The following is a 16,325-nucleotide window of genomic DNA, read 5'->3' on the forward strand; positions in this document are numbered from 1 at the left end:
TGAATGCCGGGCTATGCGACCGGCGGCTTCTTTTTGTCATCTTTGGGGTCCTCTTGCTGGTCCTATGACCAGCTCAGGTCCCGGCCGTTCCACTTGCCGACCTGTCCGAATTTCTGGCCCCACCTCTGGGACCGGTTGGGCCTTTTTTCAGACGCCTCTCCATGCGTCTGAAGGAAGCGGGCGCGCATTCGGTTTGCAAGATCAACTTCAACGCGGGCGACTGGCTGTTCTTCCCCGCCGGGTCGGTCAATTACACGGGCTCGCCCTCCGACTGGCCGGCATTCCTCGAAATGTTCCTTCAGCGCAGGCAGATCGATGCTGTGTTCCTGTTCGGCGACTGCCGCTCCTATCACGCAACGGCGTCGCGACTGGCGCGATCGCGCTCGATCGAAGTGTGGGTGTTCGAAGAGGGCTATGTGCGGCCAGACTTCGTCACGATGGAGCGGGACGGCACCAACGGCCATTCGAAGGTGCCGCGCGATGCCGGCTTCTACCAGTCTCTTCCGGATCAGCCAGACGTGCTGGAACAACAAGTGGGTAACGTGTTCGTATGGCTTGCGCTGTGGGGCGCGCTGTATTTCCTTGCCGGGTCGCTAGGAGCCGTTTTCTTCCCGCAATATCGCCATCATCGGCGGCTGTCGCTTCTGGAGGCATTTGTCTGGCTGCGCGCGGGCTGGCGCAAGCTTTTGTACGCGGTGTGTGAGCGCGACGTGACGCGGCAACTGACGCAGACGATGAGCCGGCGGTACTTCCTGGTGTCGCTGCAGACGGCGACGGATTCGCAGATTCATGTGCATTCGCGCTACGGGTCCATCGGGGAATTCATCCGTGAGGTTATCGCTTCATTCGCGGACCATTGTGCGCCATCGTTCGTTCTCGTGTTCAAGCATCATCCGCTGGACCGCGGGCACAACGACTATGGCCAGTTCATCCGGCAACTGTGTCGTGAATACGGGGTCGTTGGCCGGGTGTTGTACATCCACGATCAGCATCTTCCCACGCTGCTCGCGCACGCCGCTGGCCTCGTCGTCGTGAACAGTACGGTGGGCCTGTCGGGGGTGCATCACGGCCTTGCGGTGAAGGCGCTCGGCGAGCCGGTTTACGACATCGTGGGACTGGTGTTTCAGGGCGATCTCGATGCGTTCTGGGGGGAAGCCCATACGTTCAGGCCCGACATGGTTCTGTATCGGCGCTTTCGTCATTGGCTGATTGATCACACGCAACTGAACGGCAGCTTCTATGCCGGTAACGTAGAGCCCGGAATGTTTCACGGTTCGATCCTGTGCAGCGATGTCGCCGCGCACGCCCAACCTGATGTCGCAGCGCTGACAACTGCGCACGACATGCAGTGCGAGGTGTCGCGTAACGATGCGTCAAAGCCCGGCATGCACCCAGGCAACAGTGAATCCCCGGCCAGCCGTGCACCCGAGAAGGAGATCGTTTGACGATGGGTGCGAAAGCATATGCAGGCCTGGCGTCGGGACCCGTAAGGCTTGACGTCACACGGCTCGTTCAGCGCTGGGTGCGTGGTATCCGCCCGACCGGCGTGGATCGTGTCGGGCTTGCATACGTGCGGCGCTATGCCGGACAGGCAGAAGCACTCATCGCGATCCGCGGCGTTCCCGTGGCGTTCACGCGCGCAGCGTCGGAGCGTGTGTTCGCGTTGCTACTCGGCACAACCGGCACGGGTCTGCCTGTCTCGCGGCTTTGCGCGCTCGCAGGGGCCGTCACAGCAAATCAGGCCCGTCCGCAACCGCCCGCGCATATGAAAGGGGGGACGGTTCTTCACACCATCCACTCCGGACTCGAGCATGCCCGCTACTTTCGCGTGCTGTGGGCGAGAGGCTTCCGCACGATTGTCATGGTGCATGACCTCATTCCCGTCACGCACCCGCATTATTGCCGATCAGCCAGCGTGCGGCAGCATACGCGCAGGATGTGCACCGCGCTTCGCTGGGCGGCAGGAATCGTCACCAATTCGCAGGCGACGCTCGATGCGCTGGCGGTATTTGCCCGGAACCGCGGAATGCTCATGCCGCCCACCACGGTGGCGAGACTCGGGGTGGACACGCCGGAGGCCCTTCGATTGCCGCCCCAGGCATCTGGTCGTCCGTATTTCGTCATGGTTGGAACGATAGAGCCGAGGAAAAATCACTGGTTCATCCTGCATCTGTGGCGTGAGCTGATTGCCCAGTGTGGCAACCAGGCACCGCGGCTTGTCGTTATCGGTCGTCCTGGGTGGAAGTGCGGCAATGAGCTAGACATGCTCAGCCAGTGCCGCGAACTTCGCGACGCCGTCATTCATCTGCCGGACTGCCCTGATGAGGTCATGCTCGCGCAGCTTCGTGGTGCCCGAGCGTTGCTCTTTCCGTCGTTCATCGAGGGATATGGTCTTCCACTCGCCGAAGCTCTTTCGATGGGCGTGCCGGTACTCGCCAGCAATCTCGCCGCTTTTCGCGAGGTGGCGGGCGAGGTCCCCGATTATCTCGATCCACTGGATGGGGCAAGTTGGCTTGCGCGCGTACGGTCGTATGGGGAGCCGTCCAGTATGGATCGCGAACGGCAGATGGCACGCCTCGCAGGCTTTTGCGCGCCCACCTGGCCTGAGCACTTTGCCGCCCTCGACCGATTTCTCGACGGGATAGCCCCATGAGCATCAGGACGCACCAACGGGTATGCCTGTCGGCAGGCTCTGCAAATGGGCTCAGGGCACCCGTTTGGATAGACCGGCACATACACCGCCTTGCCAGGTTGACGCTGTGGCTGTCGGGACAGGAACCAACGCTCGCATGGGGCGGCCCTGTTTCGTTCGTCCAGACGGCTTTGCGCAGACCACTCTCCTGGTTCCAGGTGCCGGCAACAGGCCATGTTGAGGCGGTGTTCATTGACGCGTTGAACCAGGCGCTGGAAGAGAATCCCGGTAACGGACGAGAAGACGCCCTGATGAAGCGACTGCTTGCGGCATATACCGGCGCAGCGCCGCATGCGGGCCGGTGCGGAATACCCCGCGGGAAGCTGGTTGTCATCGTGGATGAGCGCGTGTCGTCGGGCGATCCGTTTGCAGGTTCTGCGCGCGAGCGGCGGGAGCGTTTCCGCAGCCTGCTTCGGATCGCGCGATGCCGGCACCCTGGCGAAGCGATTTGGGTTGTCCGTTCCGCCGATGGAGGAAGTGGTGCATGGCTTTCGGACACACTGAAGTCGCCAGTCCTGCTCGATACGTGCACAATCAAGTCGCTCCACACCTTCCGGGAGACCCTGCCCGATGCGCGGCACGTGTACACGCTGGGCGCGACCGAGGGTCTATATGCGCTGCTTGGGGGGCTACCGTCCATGTGTTCGGTACTCCGTATTACGCGGGCTGGGGGTTGACCGATGACTGTCTTCCTCAGCCGGGCCGACGCTCTTCGCCCACACGTGGAGCACTGTTCTATGCGATCTTTGTGCGGCTTGCGCGCTACGTGGATCCCGCGACGCACGTACAAGGGCAGCTTGAAGCTGTCATCGCAAGCATCGAACTGCAGAACGAGGTCGCACAGCGGTACGGCGATATTGGTTCAATCACCGCCTGCGGATTCCAGCTCTGGAAGCGCCCCTTCGTCAGGCCGTTTCTGGAAGCAGGCAGGGCGCAGGTTCGCTGGACAGGGAGAGCCTCTGCCGCTGATGCCCGCGACTGTATCGCCATGTGGGGTGCCATGAGCGATGGCTCGACACTCCTCACAGGCAAGCAGCTGACCGTCGAAGACGGCTTCCTGCACTCATGCGGTCTGGGTTCCGATCTGTCAGCTCCCCGCAGCCAGGTAATGGATCGTACAGGGATATATTTCGACCCGCAGCATCCCGGCGACCTTGTTGCCTTGCTCAACGAGGCGACGTTTGACGAGGCCGAACTCGATAGAGCGCGGGTGTTACGTGAAAGTATCGTCGCCGCCGGATTGACCAAGTACAACCTGGGGCGCCGCCGCCCGGCCTGGACCCCGCCTGCTGGTTTGCGGGTCGTTCTAGTGCCCGGGCAGGTGGCGGACGATGCGTCGGTGTGCCTCGGTTGCCCGGATATTTATGCGATCGAAGCCCTGCTTGTCGAAGTCCGCAAACGGCGTCCGAACATGTGGCTCGTGTACCGGCCACATCCCGACGTGACTGCAGGCAATCGCGTCGGATTGAGAAACGATCCGCCTTTACAGGCCATGGTGGACGTCGTCGATACGGAGGCGGACATCGTGTCGCTGATCGAAGCGGCCGACGAGGTTCACACGCTGACATCGCTAGTGGGCTTCGACGCGTTGCTTCGCGACAAAGCTGTCTTCACGTACGGCATGCCGTTCTATGCCGGCTGGGGACTGACGCATGACGCCATCACAGACATTCCCGCGCGTACACGCCTGCTTACCCTCGACATGCTGGCAGCGGGTGCACTGCTGCGCTATCCGCTGTATTGGGACTGGCAGCTAGGCGTGTTCACGACGCCGGAGGCGGTCGTATCGTTGCTCGCAGCGCAGGCGTGCCGACCTCGCGTAGCGACGCGATGGCACGTCCCGCGCGGTCTTATGAGGGCATGGCGCTGGCTGCGCAATGTTTCAGCGTGGCTGGCACACGACCGTATTGCTGGTCGGCGTGGACGCGCACACACGGCTCCCATGTGCCGTGACCATTCAGCAACCCAAACGAAGGAATAAATGCGGATCTATCCCGTCATCCTGGCCGGCGGAAACGGCACGCGCCTGTGGCCACTGTCGCGTGGCAGCTATCCCAAGCAGTATCTACGGCTTGCCGGTGAGCACAGTCTTCTGCAGCAGACGGCGCTGCGTGCTGCACAGATCGAGGGTGCGATGCCTCCCATCGTTGTGGCAAACAGCGAGCAGCGCTTTCTTGTAACAGAGCAGGTGCATCAGGCCGGTATCGTGCCGCTTGCTGTCGCGCTTGAGCCGGTGGGGCGCAACACCGCGCCCGCCATTGCCGTGGCGGCCAAGATGGCGCTTGAGGATTCGCCTGAGGCCATGCTCCTGGTGCTTCCTTCGGATCACATCATTGCGGACGGCGAAGCGTTTGCCGCAGTCGTCGCCCAGGCGGCCGTGGCGGCGCAGAAGGGACATCTCGTTACATTCGGCATTCAGCCAACGGAGCCTCATACCGGCTACGGCTACATCGAACGTGGGGTTGCCCTCGACGGGCTGGACGGTGTGTATGCCGTCGACCGTTTCGTGGAGAAGCCCGATGCCGACACGGCCCGCTCACTGCTGGCCGATGGCCGGTATCTGTGGAATGGCGGCATGTTCATGATGAAGGCTTCGGCCTGTATTGACGAACTCCGCCGCTGCGAGCCAAAGCTGCTGGCGGAGGCTGAAATGGCTTGGTGGCATGCGAATCGTGATGGTCTCTTTGTGTTTCTCGACGAGATGCACTTCTCGGCCTGCCCGGGTATCTCGATCGACCACGCAGTGATGGAGCGCACCGACAGGGCTGCGGTCGTCGTCGCTGATCGGATCGGTTGGAGCGACATCGGTTCGTGGAGTGCGCTCGCCGACATCGCGCCTGCCAACAGCGACGGCAATGTCGTGACCGGCGACGTGCTGACCGAGGGTGTGTCGCGCTGCTACATCCGTTCCGAGCACCGCCTGATTGCAGCCATCGGGGTAGACGATCTCGTGATTGTCGAGACTGCCGATGCCCTGCTCGTGGCACGACGCGACCGGGTCGAGGATGTTCGCAAGATCGTGGAGGCATTGAACGCATCAGGCCGCGGCGAATCGGTCTCCCATCGGCGCGTGGTACGGCCGTGGGGCTCGTTCGAAGGCATCGACCGCGGCGACCGGTTCCAGGTGAAACGGATCGTCGTGAATCCCTCGGCACAGTTGAGCCTGCAGATGCACCACCACCGGGCCGAGCACTGGATCGTTGTCAAGGGTACTGCGCTCGTCACCAACGGCACGCAGCAGGTCATGCTCAGTGAGAACCAGTCTACGTATATCCCCGTTGGTACGACGCACCGGCTCAGCAACCCCGGAAAAATTCCGCTCGAATTGATTGAAGTGCAGTCGGGGGCCTACCTCGGCGAGGACGACATCGTAAGGCTGGAGGATACCTATGGACGCGCCTTATCTGTGTGATATGCCGCGCAACTAGCGGGTCAGAACCGACAGGTCTACGACGTCCGAGCGGCAAACAGGATGGGCAACAGGGGAGAACGAGCCGCCCCCGCGCCAATTCACCATGGCTCGAGAACAGGGAGAAAAGCAATGAAGAAACTGATCTTTGTGGGCGCGGTTCTAGGCCTACTTTCGTCAGTATCATCGGCCCAGAGCAGTGTGACGCTTTACGGCCTCGTTGACGAGGGCTTCGATTTCACATCGAACGTGGCCGGAAAGCGAGCGTACCAGATGGAAAGCGGTGTTGCTCAGGGTAGTCGCTGGGGATTGGCCGGCAAGGAAGAACTCGGCGGGGGCCTGGAGGCTGTTTTCCGGCTCGAAAACGGTTTCGATGTCAACAACGGCGCGCTTGACCAAGGTGGCCGGATGTTTGGGCGGCAGGCGTATGTGGGGATGAATTCAGCAACTGCAGGCACGCTGACCATGGGGCGCCAATACGACTCTGTGGTGGACTACGTAGGCCCGCTCACAGCCAATGGCAGTTGGGGCGGCGAGGTCTTCTCGCATCCTTTCGACAACGACAATACAGACAACTCTTTCCGCATCAACAATTCGGTGAAGTACACGAGCCCGATCTTTGGAGGCTTGCAGTTCGGAGGCCTCTACGGTTTCAGCAATGATCCCGGCGGCACGAAGACGAACCGTGCATGGAGCGCAGGCGGCTCCTACAGCAACGGTCCGGTGGTCATCGGTGCCGCGTACCTGAACGTTAACAAGCAGTCGAGGACCACGTTTGGCGCTGTGACGGACGGCGACCCGTTTGCCACTGCGGGTTGGCAGCGCGTTGCGGCTGCGGGCGTCAATGTGACGCTTGGGCAGATTACGCTGGGCGGAGTGTTTTCATACACGAACGTCCACAATCTCGTTGGCTTCTCCTCCATGATTTTCCAGAACTACGAAGTGAATGCACGGTTTGCCTTGACACCGGCGTTTTCGCTGGGCGCGATGTATGACTATACCCATGTGAGGGAAGGTGTGTCGACAGGGGGCGTCGCGAAAGGACATTGGCATGAAGGCGGCGCGATGGCGGACTACGCCTTGTCGAAACGGACCGACGTATACGCTCAGGCTTTCTATCAGCAGGCAACGGGTGCTGCTGGACCAGCATGGATCGTCGGAACGACAGGGGCTTCGTCGGGTGACCACCAATTCGTTGGGCGGGTCGGGCTCCGGCATAAGTTTTAGTGAAAACGGAGGGGGGAGCCGGGGACATGCAGCTTTCCCATAATGTCTTTTGGAGGGTCGGCCGGGATTCGTAAAATTTTCGCCAAAAGCACTTTAAGCCGCTGATTCAAAAGCGAAATCAATGCTCGGATCAAGCGGCGGAACCTTCCGCTGGAGATCCAGCAAATAGGAGCCGAGCCGGTTGACGTGTTCCCGGCGGTACGGCGAAAGCGCTCGCAGCACCTCGGCGTCGACCGGATGGCGCTTGGCCTGCAATTCCTTCAGCTTTCTGGACATCCACTGCACGTTGTAGAGGATGACCATGTTCGCGACGAGCTGGTTGTACTTGATGACCTTGCGCTGCTCGTGCCGCAGATTCTCCGCGATCACATCCCCACCGAACATCAGCCACTTCGCGAAGTCGTTGAACTGCTCGCTTTTGTTCGTTGCGGCGTGGATTGTGCGCCGCATGTCCGGTTCATTGATGTAGCGCAGCAGGAACATCGTGCGCACGACGCGCCCGAGCTCGCGGAACGCGAAATACAGCTTGTTCTTCACGCTCTCCGAGCCGAGGCGGCGCAGGATCGTTGATGGCGTCATCCGGCCGGCCTTGATCGAAATGGCCACGCGCAGCATGTCCGCGAAGTGCCGCTCGATCAGCGCCCAGTCGATGCTTGCCCGAAACAACGACTCGATGTTCTTGTACCGCCGGCGCCGATCGGCCTTGTAGAAGACCAGATCCTTGACGTCGCGGATGCGCGGCATCAGCTTGATGCCAAGCAAATGCGCGAGCGCGAAGACCGGCGCGCTTTGCGCGTGCGTGTCGCCGTGGACGGTATCGGGCTGCACGTCGGAGGTGTTCTTGATGAGCCCGTCGAGGATGTAGACGGCTTCGTGGACGCCACAGGGAATGAAGTGGCTGAACAGCGCGATGTACTTGTCCGAGACGTGGTAATAGCCGATGCCGCCATAGCCGCCGTACCGGATGTGGTACTCGGACAGCAGATTCTGCTCGTAGAGGTTCCACTTCGTGCCGTCGGCCGACACGCGGCTGCCGGAGCCCCAGAATTTCGGCAACGTGAATTGATTGAAGGCGTTGATGACTTTGACGATGGCCTTGTCGAGCCGTTCCTCGGTGACGTGGCGCAAATTTAGCCAGGCGACTTGCTTGCGGCTGAGATTCTTCACCGAGCGTGCCGTCTGTGTCGGGCCGAGGTTGCAACCGTAGCAGAACAGCGTCGTGATAAAGCGCTTGCGCGGCTCGTCGACCTTGGCCTCGAAGCCCGAGAGCGGGCCGAAGAATTTGTGCAGATCCAGCCACTGCTCGGTCTCGGTCAGGATGTCGAGAATGCTGACGGGCCGCATCGACGCCGTGATGGCCTGGTCGATGAGCGCCATGTTCGGGGGATCGGGCTTTTTCTCCAGCTTGTGGAGGATCAGCCCCTGCTCGCCGATCTCCACGTGGTCGTTTTCCGGAAACGCCGTATCGACCGCGTCGGCCAGCGCGCTCAGTTCGTCCTTTAGTTGTCGCACGAAGGCGCTGCCGTCGACGGGGAAGTCGACAAGTTCGCTGTAGCGAGGCAGCTCGTCACGGAATTCGTCCCACGACACCTGGTGTTCGCGCGGATCGTCGTATTGGTCGCTGTGCTCGACGTAGACGTCTCCCGAGTTGAGCTCGCGCATGAGGTGGCTGAACACGCACAGTTCGAAGTACTTCCGGTGCAGCAATCGAGACGATCGGCCGTCCGGAAACACGCACTTCTCCCACTTTTCCGGAATCCAGTCGAGAGGCAATTGGGCAAGGTCGGCCTCGCCCAGCAGCAGATACTCCCGGCGCGACGAGCGAAATTGCTTCAGCCAATCCAGCGCTTTGAGGAGCGCATCATCCTGTGAGCTCGATTTCACCGACAGGATGTCGAGGCATTGAAACAGCAGCGAGCGGAGCTTTTGGTATGGCGCGAGCAGGAACGGGAACGTGTGGTTGCCGGCCTGTGCTATATGCTCATTGCACTGAACCAACACCGAATCCGGGTCGTCGTTGAGTGCAACGCGCATGCGCTCGATGCGCGCGGCCGCGGACAACTCGTCGTCTTGGAGGATATGAAGCACATCGCGAAACTGGCTAACGAGCGATTGCAGCTGATCGGCGTGTCGCAGTCGATACTGCTCGAGCCGGAGCTTTGCCGTGCTCTCCAGGTTGCGCACCGTCTTGATGAAGATCTCGGCGACGTCGTCGAGCGCTTTCTGCAATTGCGAGAAGATGAACAGGACGGCAAGCGTGTAGCGTTTGGCAGGCTTGAGGGCACGCATTTCATGGATGTCGAGTGCCCGCGCCTCCGTGACGAGCTGCATGCGTTTCGGCACGGAGAGGATATGCGGCGCCGGCGGCAATCCATCCGCCAATTCGCTCATCGCCTGGATGTGCTTGAGAAAGCTTGCCACCTCGCGCGGTCCCGGGCGTTTGGGTTCGCGCTTCAGTTCATCCCAGGCCGTTCGGCCTGCGCGGGCTTGGAAAAGCTCGTCGAGTCGTGTTCGAGACGGTTCGTCCAGCGCCTCGGTGAACGCGAGATAGATGGTCTCGTTGAGCTGGCTGCGGGCCTGGCTCGCGATGCGCGAGAGTGTCGCGAGCGGCGGCAACTCGTAGCGATGGCGAACGAGCTCCTCGAGCAGGACGTTGATGATGTCGGGCAGTTCGGCCTTGGTGCGCGCTGCGTTGGCAGCCCAGGAAACGAGCCGCTCGTGGGTCGAGGCATCCAGCGGAAGAATGCGGGCGTACTCGCGCAGGATCTTCTGATGCCGCGACTTGCTGCCCGAGCGGTCGTAACGCGTGAGCGTCGTGCGCGGCACCGGGCGTGCGCCGAGCACCGTGCAGACGTGCTCGATGATCGCCGACGGCACGTCGGATACGAGCGGCATGTATCCAAACCGTTGCAAGAGCTTCAACTGCGTAAGGATGAGAACACGCGTCGGCGCCTGGCGGAACAGCCCGCCAACGAAGCGGATTTCAGCCGCGCTGGGCGTATAGACCGCGCGTAGCTCGTCGTCGCTCACCTCGGCCGGCAGGACCGGGTAAGCGGTGTCGTGAACGTTGCTCATACCGTCGAACTGGATCGATTGTCGGACTGCTGCATTCAGATGAAGGCGCAGGCGTTGGCCCGTGCGTCATGCAGCGCATGATGTTCGCCTCCGTGTTCGGCGAAGTATGTCGCCAGACGTTCGGCGTTGAGCCGTGGATTGACATTCTCGGCCTTCCAGCCTCGAGGCAGCGGGCCGCCGAGCAACTGGCCGAGCAGCACGAAGTCGCCTTCGTAGTCGTAGCAGAGCACCGGTTTCGGCTTGGCCGGTACAGCTTGCAGCCAGGCCAGCAGTTCACTTTTCAACTGGTCGAACGTCATCGCCCGCCCTGGAAACTGGCCGAGTTGCGGGAGCACAACCTCGCAAACGAAATCGCTGCACAGCGCACGATCGAAGTCCGAGCGCTCGGCGTAAAACTCACGGCCATCCTCGCCGACGATCGCGACGCTAACGAGCTGGCAGGCGTCGAAAGACGTGAACTCGGTGTCGAGAAAGTAGCGGATCTTCCACGGACTGCGCGGGGCGTTCATCGTTGTTGTTCCCGAGAGGTTCGTTCCTGGCCGAGCGATTGTAGCGCGGGGCCTCGGGCGGCTCGTCGACGCATGCGGCGAGCTACTCCATCAGGTGGCCTGACGGGAGCGCTTCGTCGTTCGCGCCGGCGTGGGCGCACCTCGCGCACTGAGCTGCCCGCGCAAGAGGGCGATCTCCTGGGCGAGCGAATCGCGCTCGCGCCGCAGCTCACGCGCTTCCTCCATGACACTCGCGAGCTGCTTTTCGTGCCGCTCGGCGAGGCGACGCTGCTCGGCCGCATCGGCCGTAAGCCGCTGTACGTCGCCGACCAGTTGCTCATTGCGCTGCTGGACCTTCGCAAGCGCGGTTTCCGCGCGGCGCTGCGCGTCGCGCGCCTCCTCGGTTTGGAGCATGACGCGCTTTTGCACGCCTTCGAGCCGCCCCGTAGCCGTGTCGATCTCTACGCGCAAGGCGGCCTGCTGCGCAACCCGCTCGGCTCGTACCGCATCGAGTTCGCGGGTGTGCGCCGCCTGCGCCGCGCGCAGCGCCTCCTCACCCTGGACGCGCACGGTGTCGCGTTCGACGATGGCGGACTGTGCGGCTTGGACGGCCGCATCGCGCTCGGCTTGCGCACGCGCGCGCTCGACGTTCACCGCAGTGAGTTGCGCCTCACGTTCCTCGAGCTGCGCACGCAGCGTCTGCGCCAGGGCCTCGAGCGTCGCGTGGGCGGTGGCCAGCGATTCAGCCCGCGCCGTGGCGTCGGCCGCCTCGCGCTCGAGTTCCTCGCCGCGTGCGGCGAATGCCTGCTCACCGTGCTCGACGGCGATGGCCCAAAGCGAAAGCATAGCGCCAGCGACCGGCGCAGGCAGCGCCGCCGCGAGAGCGTCGTTGCGCGCCTGTTCGTCTTTCCAAAGCTTCAGTTCGTCGTTGATCGTCGTGCGGCTGCCCTGGCGGATCTCAGCATAGATCAGGTCGACGGTGAGCTCGTGGGGGAGCCGCCCTGCGGCGACAAGGCACGCGGCGGCTTCACGGGTGCGCAGGCGGGTGTCACTGATGCGACTCATGGGTGGATTTCAGCGTGAAAGTGGTCGAGGGGGCGGCTTTCCGGGGCTGAGTATATCTGTATATCCATGTATATCGTTATATTCATAACGATAAATGCTGTAAATTTACGATAACACGCATAATCGTTATAAATTTTGGTGTACGCTGCGGCATCGCCGTTTTGAAACGCGCCAGAGATGAACGTGCCCGTCCCAGCCCCCGAATCGCTCCTGCCGCTGACGCTGCCCGTCGCGCTCGACGGCCGCGCCGGCACTAACCGCGCACACGGCGCACATCGACAAATCTCGGCCGATACCGACCTTGAGGCCGTGCGCCTGTGGCTTGCCGAATATGCGAATTCGCCGCACACGCTGCGCAGTTACCGCAAGGAGGCTGTGCGCCTTCTCGTGTGGGCAACGCGCTCGCTCGGTAAAGCGCTCTCGAGCCTCACGCGCGAGGACTTCCTGCTGTACGAGCGATTTCTGGCGGCGCCAACGGCTGACTGGACCGACCCGGCACTGCCGCGTCGCGGCGGGGCACGGCGCTTGTTCGACGGGCCGCTTGCCGAACACAGCCGCCGTCAGGCGCTCGGTATCCTGTCGGGCTTGTTCAACTACTTGGTTGCCGCCGGCTACCTCGCAGGCAACCCGCTCGCGCTGCGCCGAGCGCGCGGCACACGAGCATTGCGCACGCGGCGCGTGGAGCGCTATCTGGACCATGCGCTGTGGCAGGTCGTACTCGATTCCGTTGAAACGTGGCCGCAGGCCACCGCACGCGAGCGTCAGCATTACGAGCGCAGCCGATGGATCGTGCGCCTCCTGTATCACACGGCGCTACGCGCGAGCGAGGCGGCGCAAGCGAAGGCGTCCGACTTCGTTCAACGGCGCGGTCGCTGGTGGCTGCATGTGATCGGCAAGGGTGGCACCGAGGGCGAAGTGCCCGTGAGCGATGCGCTGATGACTGAGTTTGGTAGGTACCGCGCCTTTCATGGTCTGTCGTCGTTACCGCGCGCGGACGAGCCCACGCCGGCCGTCATGAGCATCGCAGGCGACACCACTCGGCACCTGACGCCGACGGCGGTCTATCTGATCGTGAAGGAGGCGTTTCGGCGTACTGCCGAAACGCTCGAGCCAGTCGACCCCGCGGGCGCGGCGACGCTACGCCTCGCTTCGACGCACTGGCTGCGCCACTCCGCGGCGTCGCATCAGGCCGATGCCGGCACCGACATCCGGTTCATCCAGAAGAATCTGCGGCACGCGTCGATTGAGACGACAGGGCTCTATCTGGGGATCTACGCCGGAACCGCCGAAAATTCCGCCATTCCACATTGTGAACATCAATCGACTTATTCCAGCCGAAGAATGTTGGAGCGACGGCCGGTGTGGCCGTAATGGTCTCGGTCACGCAGACCACTAGGACCGCTACGCGGGATCCAGTTCGATCACATTGTGGGAGAGATCGAGACAGTCTTCGCAGTCCCGGCAAACCCAGTGCAACATCGGCCCGACCGGATCCGGATAGTCGCTGAACGTCGTCAGCGCCGCATCATACTGAGCATCAGTCGTGGTCGAGTTCAATATTCGATCGAGATGGGACTCGATGCTGTCCAGGCTGTATTCACCGATACCGGCCTTGAACACCGTCACGCCGCCTGACGGGTTAACCGCGAAGAAGAAAAACGCCTTCGTGTCGACCATGTGCGCCAGGATTGTCCTGGCGATGAAGTTGCTCGGATTGATCAGCGCATTGAAGATGCGGTAACCGTAAAACTCGAAGCCGAAGTGCACGACCTCGAAGTCGTCGGTGCCGCGTATCGAGTGGCCGAAGTTGAAACCGTCGCGTGTGACGTCTTTCGGAATGTCATCCACCGGCCGCAGTGCGAGGCAGGCATAGTGCGTCTGGCCCTCGGCCACGAGCCCCATCGCAAAGCAAGGCGCGCGCTCGGCCAGCAAGGTCTCGACAAAATTCCGGTTCATGCGAAGCGTTGGCAGCATCGGGCATCCTTCGTCATGCAAATCGACATTTGCCGACCCGGCTGTACGGTGCGACGATGTCGAACATCAAAGGCTATTCGTCGTCGAGCTCGAACAGCGCGCGATCGGTCGACCGCGACAGATAGTCGTCCATCATCGCGCGGAAATCGGCTTCGTCCCACTCACCGCGGTCGACACGCCGCAGTAACGCCTCGCCGGCCAACATGATCTTTCGCCCGCGATCCGCGCGCGTTTGCTTGACCTGCTGGCGTTGCGCCTTGGCTGCCGCTTTGCGGGCCGTTTTCAGCTCCTGCCGCTTTTCGTCTGTCGCATCGAGACGACGTTTCAGCATGTTCATTCTGGCGTCCTGTTCGAAGAAGCAGCTTGCGTGGGAAACCGGCGCACTGGCGTGCGCCGGATCGTTACATTCGCGCCGTACTGTCGCGCCCAGGTGTGTACCGCGGCCTCGACATCGACTGTCGGCGGCATGTTCGCCAACACTTCCATCGTCCAGCCGCCCAGCCGCTTCGGCGCAATATCCGCCGGTCGCCAGCTGCCGTCGGCCAGGATCTCGATCACAAACAGCGATGTGTCGACGCTCAGTCGCCAGGTGTCGACCACGGCTGGGGGTAAAGGATCACTTGGTTGGGGCATCGTGTTCCACCGTAACAGGGATAAGGGATTTCAAGCAAACCGCCGAAAATTCGGTCACTCCAATTCGAGCCCTGCAATGAGTGCGTCCAGGTCGATTTTGTTGTCACTTTGAAAAGTGTAGTGCCCGTTCAACAGGATATGCCGCCAGGCTGCCGGCGATATCTGCGTGAGCCGCGCTAGCGCCTTGGTGTTGCCACTGGCCTCCCATTTCGTCAGTAGTCGCGACAGAATCGCCGAGTTGTAAAAAATGATCACGTTGGCGATCAGCCGGGCGCACTGGTTGCTGATCTCGATTTCGATGTCCGTGCGACCGGTCAATTCCTTCTTGCCGCCGACCTGAGCGATGCTCGAACGAAGCTGATGGTAGGACTCGAGGCGGTTTTGCGAACGAGGCACGTTCCGCTCGAGCTGCGGGTCGCGCAGGTAACGCAACGTGTAGATGCTGCGGATGAGCTTGTCGAACTCGAAGATCGCGCGGCGTGTTGGGTTTTCCTGCGAGTACGTGCATAGTTTGCGGATCAGCGAGCCCTGCGTGATCTCTTTGAGGCCCAGCGTGGCGACGATCTGATCGATATTTGCCTTCTCGCTGGTGATGAGCTGCCGGTCGATTTGTCCGGCCGGCTGAATCAGGTACTTCTCGTACAGCGTCAGGTCATCGATGCAATACAATTCCTGCAACTGGTCATCGAGGTTTGTGAAGCGCGGCTCAAAGCACAGCCCGAACCAGTACAGGATAGCGAAGTTCGCCTTGTTGATGCTGTGCATGTCGCCGGTGATCGCGGTCGGTACGATGTCCGACGTATTGCGATACCAGATGTCGAACACGTGGTGCGCCTCGTATTCGTGCGCGCCGATCAGGTAGCCATTCAACGGGACATGGTTGCATAGAAGCGTGTAGGCGACGACGCCCTTGCCGCGGCCGAAGTATTTGCGCGAGTAACGCGCTTTCACGGTCGGGCGCTCGACGCCGAATTTCTGCCCATCGACGGCGCCGTACAGCGCATCGAGATCGAATGAGTAGTGCGGGAAGATTGGCAGCGTGGAGATGGCATTGCTGATGCAGTCGTTGGCTGCGTGCAGCGTTGCCTGACGCAGGTATTGTTGGTGGGTACTGTCCAGCACGTGGTACGGAATGTCACTGGTGCGCGCCATGACCTGGTTGCCATGGTTCATGGCCTGAGCGATGATCGCCGCCATCAGGCTGTCGGCGTCCGCCACCTTCTTCGCGTAGCGCGGCTGCAATGGCGTTAGTGCCGACAGGAACTGGCACTGGCCGTTGACGAAGCGGAACACGTCAGCGACATCGCAGAACGGCAGTTGCTCGTAGAATGCCTGCTCACGCACCTTCTGGTTCTCGCTTTTCGGCTTGCGCCAGATCAGTTTCTGCGTATCCTTGTCGTATTCCAGGTGCGTCAGCTTGCCTTGTTTCGGCAATGTCAACTTGGTGATGCAGGCGGCTAGAATGGTCAGATGACAAAGACCCGCTGCTCATTTCACGGCTACCGTTTCCCGGCAGCGATCATCAGCTGCGCGGTGCGCTGGTACCACCGCTTCAACCTGAGCCTGCGCGATATAGAGGAACTGCTGCTCGAGCGCGGCGTGGAGGTGACATACGAATCGGTGCGCAACTGGTGTGACCGATTCGGCGCGCAGTTTGCGCATTGTGCGAAGGCCGTGCGCCTCAGGCCGGGCACGACGTGGCACCTCGATGAGCTGTTCGTGAAACTGCGAGGCGCGCCGTATGTGCTGTGGCGCGCGGTGG

General features: G+C 61.7%; 12 protein-coding genes and 2 pseudogenes. 7 read left to right on the forward strand and 7 right to left on the reverse strand.

The features are described 5' to 3' along the window. Nucleotides 1-161: 161 nt before the first annotated feature. The 5 genes from PKKP23_RS32140 (at nt 162) to PKKP23_RS32160 (ending at nt 7,328) form a co-directional block, all read left to right on the forward strand. On the forward strand, nt 162-1,445 hold the full coding sequence (locus PKKP23_RS32140) for a capsule biosynthesis protein (protein WP_126879902.1): 1,284 nt from the start codon (nt 162-164) through the stop codon (nt 1,443-1,445). Nucleotides 1,446-1,447: 2 nt separating this feature from the next. Further along, nucleotides 1,448-2,653 (forward strand): glycosyltransferase family 4 protein, encoded by a 1,206-nt coding sequence (locus tag PKKP23_RS32145; RefSeq protein ID WP_126879903.1) that lies wholly within the window; start codon nt 1,448-1,450, stop codon nt 2,651-2,653. 805 nt (nt 2,654-3,458) lie between these two features. Continuing rightward, a complete protein-coding gene (locus tag PKKP23_RS32150; protein WP_161978193.1) occupies nt 3,459-4,673 on the forward strand; it encodes a capsular polysaccharide export protein, LipB/KpsS family in 1,215 nt (404 codons plus the stop codon). Next, on the forward strand, nt 4,674-6,104 hold the full coding sequence (locus tag PKKP23_RS32155) for a mannose-1-phosphate guanylyltransferase/mannose-6-phosphate isomerase (RefSeq protein WP_126879905.1): 1,431 nt from the start codon (nt 4,674-4,676) through the stop codon (nt 6,102-6,104). It begins immediately after the preceding gene. 129 nt (nt 6,105-6,233) lie between these two features. Beyond that, nucleotides 6,234-7,328 carry a porin gene (locus PKKP23_RS32160; protein WP_126879906.1) on the forward strand — a complete coding sequence of 365 codons (1,095 nt, stop codon included), beginning with the start codon at nt 6,234-6,236 and terminating at the stop codon, nt 7,326-7,328. A gap of 93 nt (nt 7,329-7,421) precedes the next feature. Here the strand turns inward: PKKP23_RS32160 and PKKP23_RS32165 are convergent, their stop codons facing one another. The 3 genes from PKKP23_RS32165 to PKKP23_RS32175 all read right to left on the reverse strand — a co-directional run bounded on the left by PKKP23_RS32165 (nt 7,422) and on the right by PKKP23_RS32175 (nt 11,956). Then, the gene (locus PKKP23_RS32165; protein ID WP_126879907.1) at nt 7,422-10,403 is read right to left on the reverse strand and encodes a Tn3 family transposase; all 2,982 of its coding nucleotides are present in this window, start codon (nt 10,401-10,403) and stop codon (nt 7,422-7,424) included. Nucleotides 10,404-10,438: 35 nt separating this feature from the next. Continuing rightward, nucleotides 10,439-10,912 (reverse strand): 3'-5' exonuclease family protein, encoded by a 474-nt coding sequence (locus PKKP23_RS32170; protein WP_126879908.1) that lies wholly within the window; start codon nt 10,910-10,912, stop codon nt 10,439-10,441. Nucleotides 10,913-11,002: 90 nt separating this feature from the next. After that, nucleotides 11,003-11,956 carry a DNA-binding protein gene (locus tag PKKP23_RS32175; RefSeq protein WP_126879909.1) on the reverse strand — a complete coding sequence of 318 codons (954 nt, stop codon included), beginning with the start codon at nt 11,954-11,956 and terminating at the stop codon, nt 11,003-11,005. Nucleotides 11,957-12,133: 177 nt separating this feature from the next. Between PKKP23_RS32175 and PKKP23_RS32180 the strand changes: the two genes are divergently transcribed. After that, nucleotides 12,134-13,327 carry a tyrosine-type recombinase/integrase gene (locus PKKP23_RS32180; RefSeq protein ID WP_176049186.1) on the forward strand — a complete coding sequence of 398 codons (1,194 nt, stop codon included), beginning with the start codon at nt 12,134-12,136 and terminating at the stop codon, nt 13,325-13,327. 30 nt (nt 13,328-13,357) lie between these two features. Here the strand turns inward: PKKP23_RS32180 and PKKP23_RS32185 are convergent, their stop codons facing one another. The 4 genes and pseudogenes from PKKP23_RS32185 to PKKP23_RS32195 all read right to left on the reverse strand — a co-directional run. Beyond that, entirely contained in the window at nt 13,358-13,930 is a 573-nt protein-coding gene (locus PKKP23_RS32185) for a hypothetical protein (protein ID WP_126879910.1), read from the reverse strand. Nucleotides 13,931-14,003: 73 nt separating this feature from the next. Continuing rightward, on the reverse strand, nt 14,004-14,267 hold the full coding sequence (locus tag PKKP23_RS33900) for a hypothetical protein (protein ID WP_161978194.1): 264 nt from the start codon (nt 14,265-14,267) through the stop codon (nt 14,004-14,006). After that, nucleotides 14,264-14,563: a hypothetical protein gene (locus PKKP23_RS33905; RefSeq protein ID WP_161978195.1), complete on the reverse strand. Its 300-nt coding sequence runs from the start codon at nt 14,561-14,563 to the stop codon at nt 14,264-14,266. Before PKKP23_RS33905 ends, PKKP23_RS33900 begins: the two co-directional genes overlap by 4 nt. Before the next feature lie 54 nt (nt 14,564-14,617). Continuing rightward, nucleotides 14,618-15,991: pseudogene (locus PKKP23_RS32195) on the reverse strand (Tn3 family transposase); the annotation flags it as partial. A 42-nt stretch (nt 15,992-16,033) separates the two neighbouring features. Between PKKP23_RS32195 and PKKP23_RS32200 the strand changes: the two are divergent. Beyond that, nucleotides 16,034-16,325: pseudogene (locus PKKP23_RS32200) on the forward strand (IS6 family transposase); the annotation flags it as partial.

The sequence above is a fragment of the Paraburkholderia kururiensis JCM 10599 = LMG 19447 genome (assembly GCF_003986935.1).
Lineage (GTDB): Bacteria > Pseudomonadota > Gammaproteobacteria > Burkholderiales > Burkholderiaceae > Paraburkholderia > Paraburkholderia kururiensis.

Bases quoted from the DNA above. Each gene is read 5' to 3' on its own strand.
- PKKP23_RS32180 (WP_176049186.1), top strand. From the start codon at position 12,134: ATGAACGTGCCCGTCCCAGCCCCCGAATCGCTCCTGCCGCTGACGCTG.
- PKKP23_RS32185 (WP_126879910.1), bottom strand. From the start codon at position 13,930: ATGCTGCCAACGCTTCGCATGAACCGGAATTTTGTCGAGACCTTGCTG.
- PKKP23_RS32170 (WP_126879908.1), bottom strand. From the start codon at position 10,912: ATGAACGCCCCGCGCAGTCCGTGGAAGATCCGCTACTTTCTCGACACC.
- PKKP23_RS32175 (WP_126879909.1), bottom strand. From the start codon at position 11,956: ATGAGTCGCATCAGTGACACCCGCCTGCGCACCCGTGAAGCCGCCGCG.
- PKKP23_RS32145 (WP_126879903.1), top strand. From the start codon at position 1,448: ATGGGTGCGAAAGCATATGCAGGCCTGGCGTCGGGACCCGTAAGGCTT.
- PKKP23_RS33900 (WP_161978194.1), bottom strand. From the start codon at position 14,267: ATGAACATGCTGAAACGTCGTCTCGATGCGACAGACGAAAAGCGGCAG.
- PKKP23_RS32140 (WP_126879902.1), top strand. From the start codon at position 162: ATGCGTCTGAAGGAAGCGGGCGCGCATTCGGTTTGCAAGATCAACTTC.
- PKKP23_RS33905 (WP_161978195.1), bottom strand. From the start codon at position 14,563: ATGCCCCAACCAAGTGATCCTTTACCCCCAGCCGTGGTCGACACCTGG.
- PKKP23_RS32165 (WP_126879907.1), bottom strand. From the start codon at position 10,403: ATGAGCAACGTTCACGACACCGCTTACCCGGTCCTGCCGGCCGAGGTG.
- PKKP23_RS32160 (WP_126879906.1), top strand. From the start codon at position 6,234: ATGAAGAAACTGATCTTTGTGGGCGCGGTTCTAGGCCTACTTTCGTCA.
- PKKP23_RS32155 (WP_126879905.1), top strand. From the start codon at position 4,674: ATGCGGATCTATCCCGTCATCCTGGCCGGCGGAAACGGCACGCGCCTG.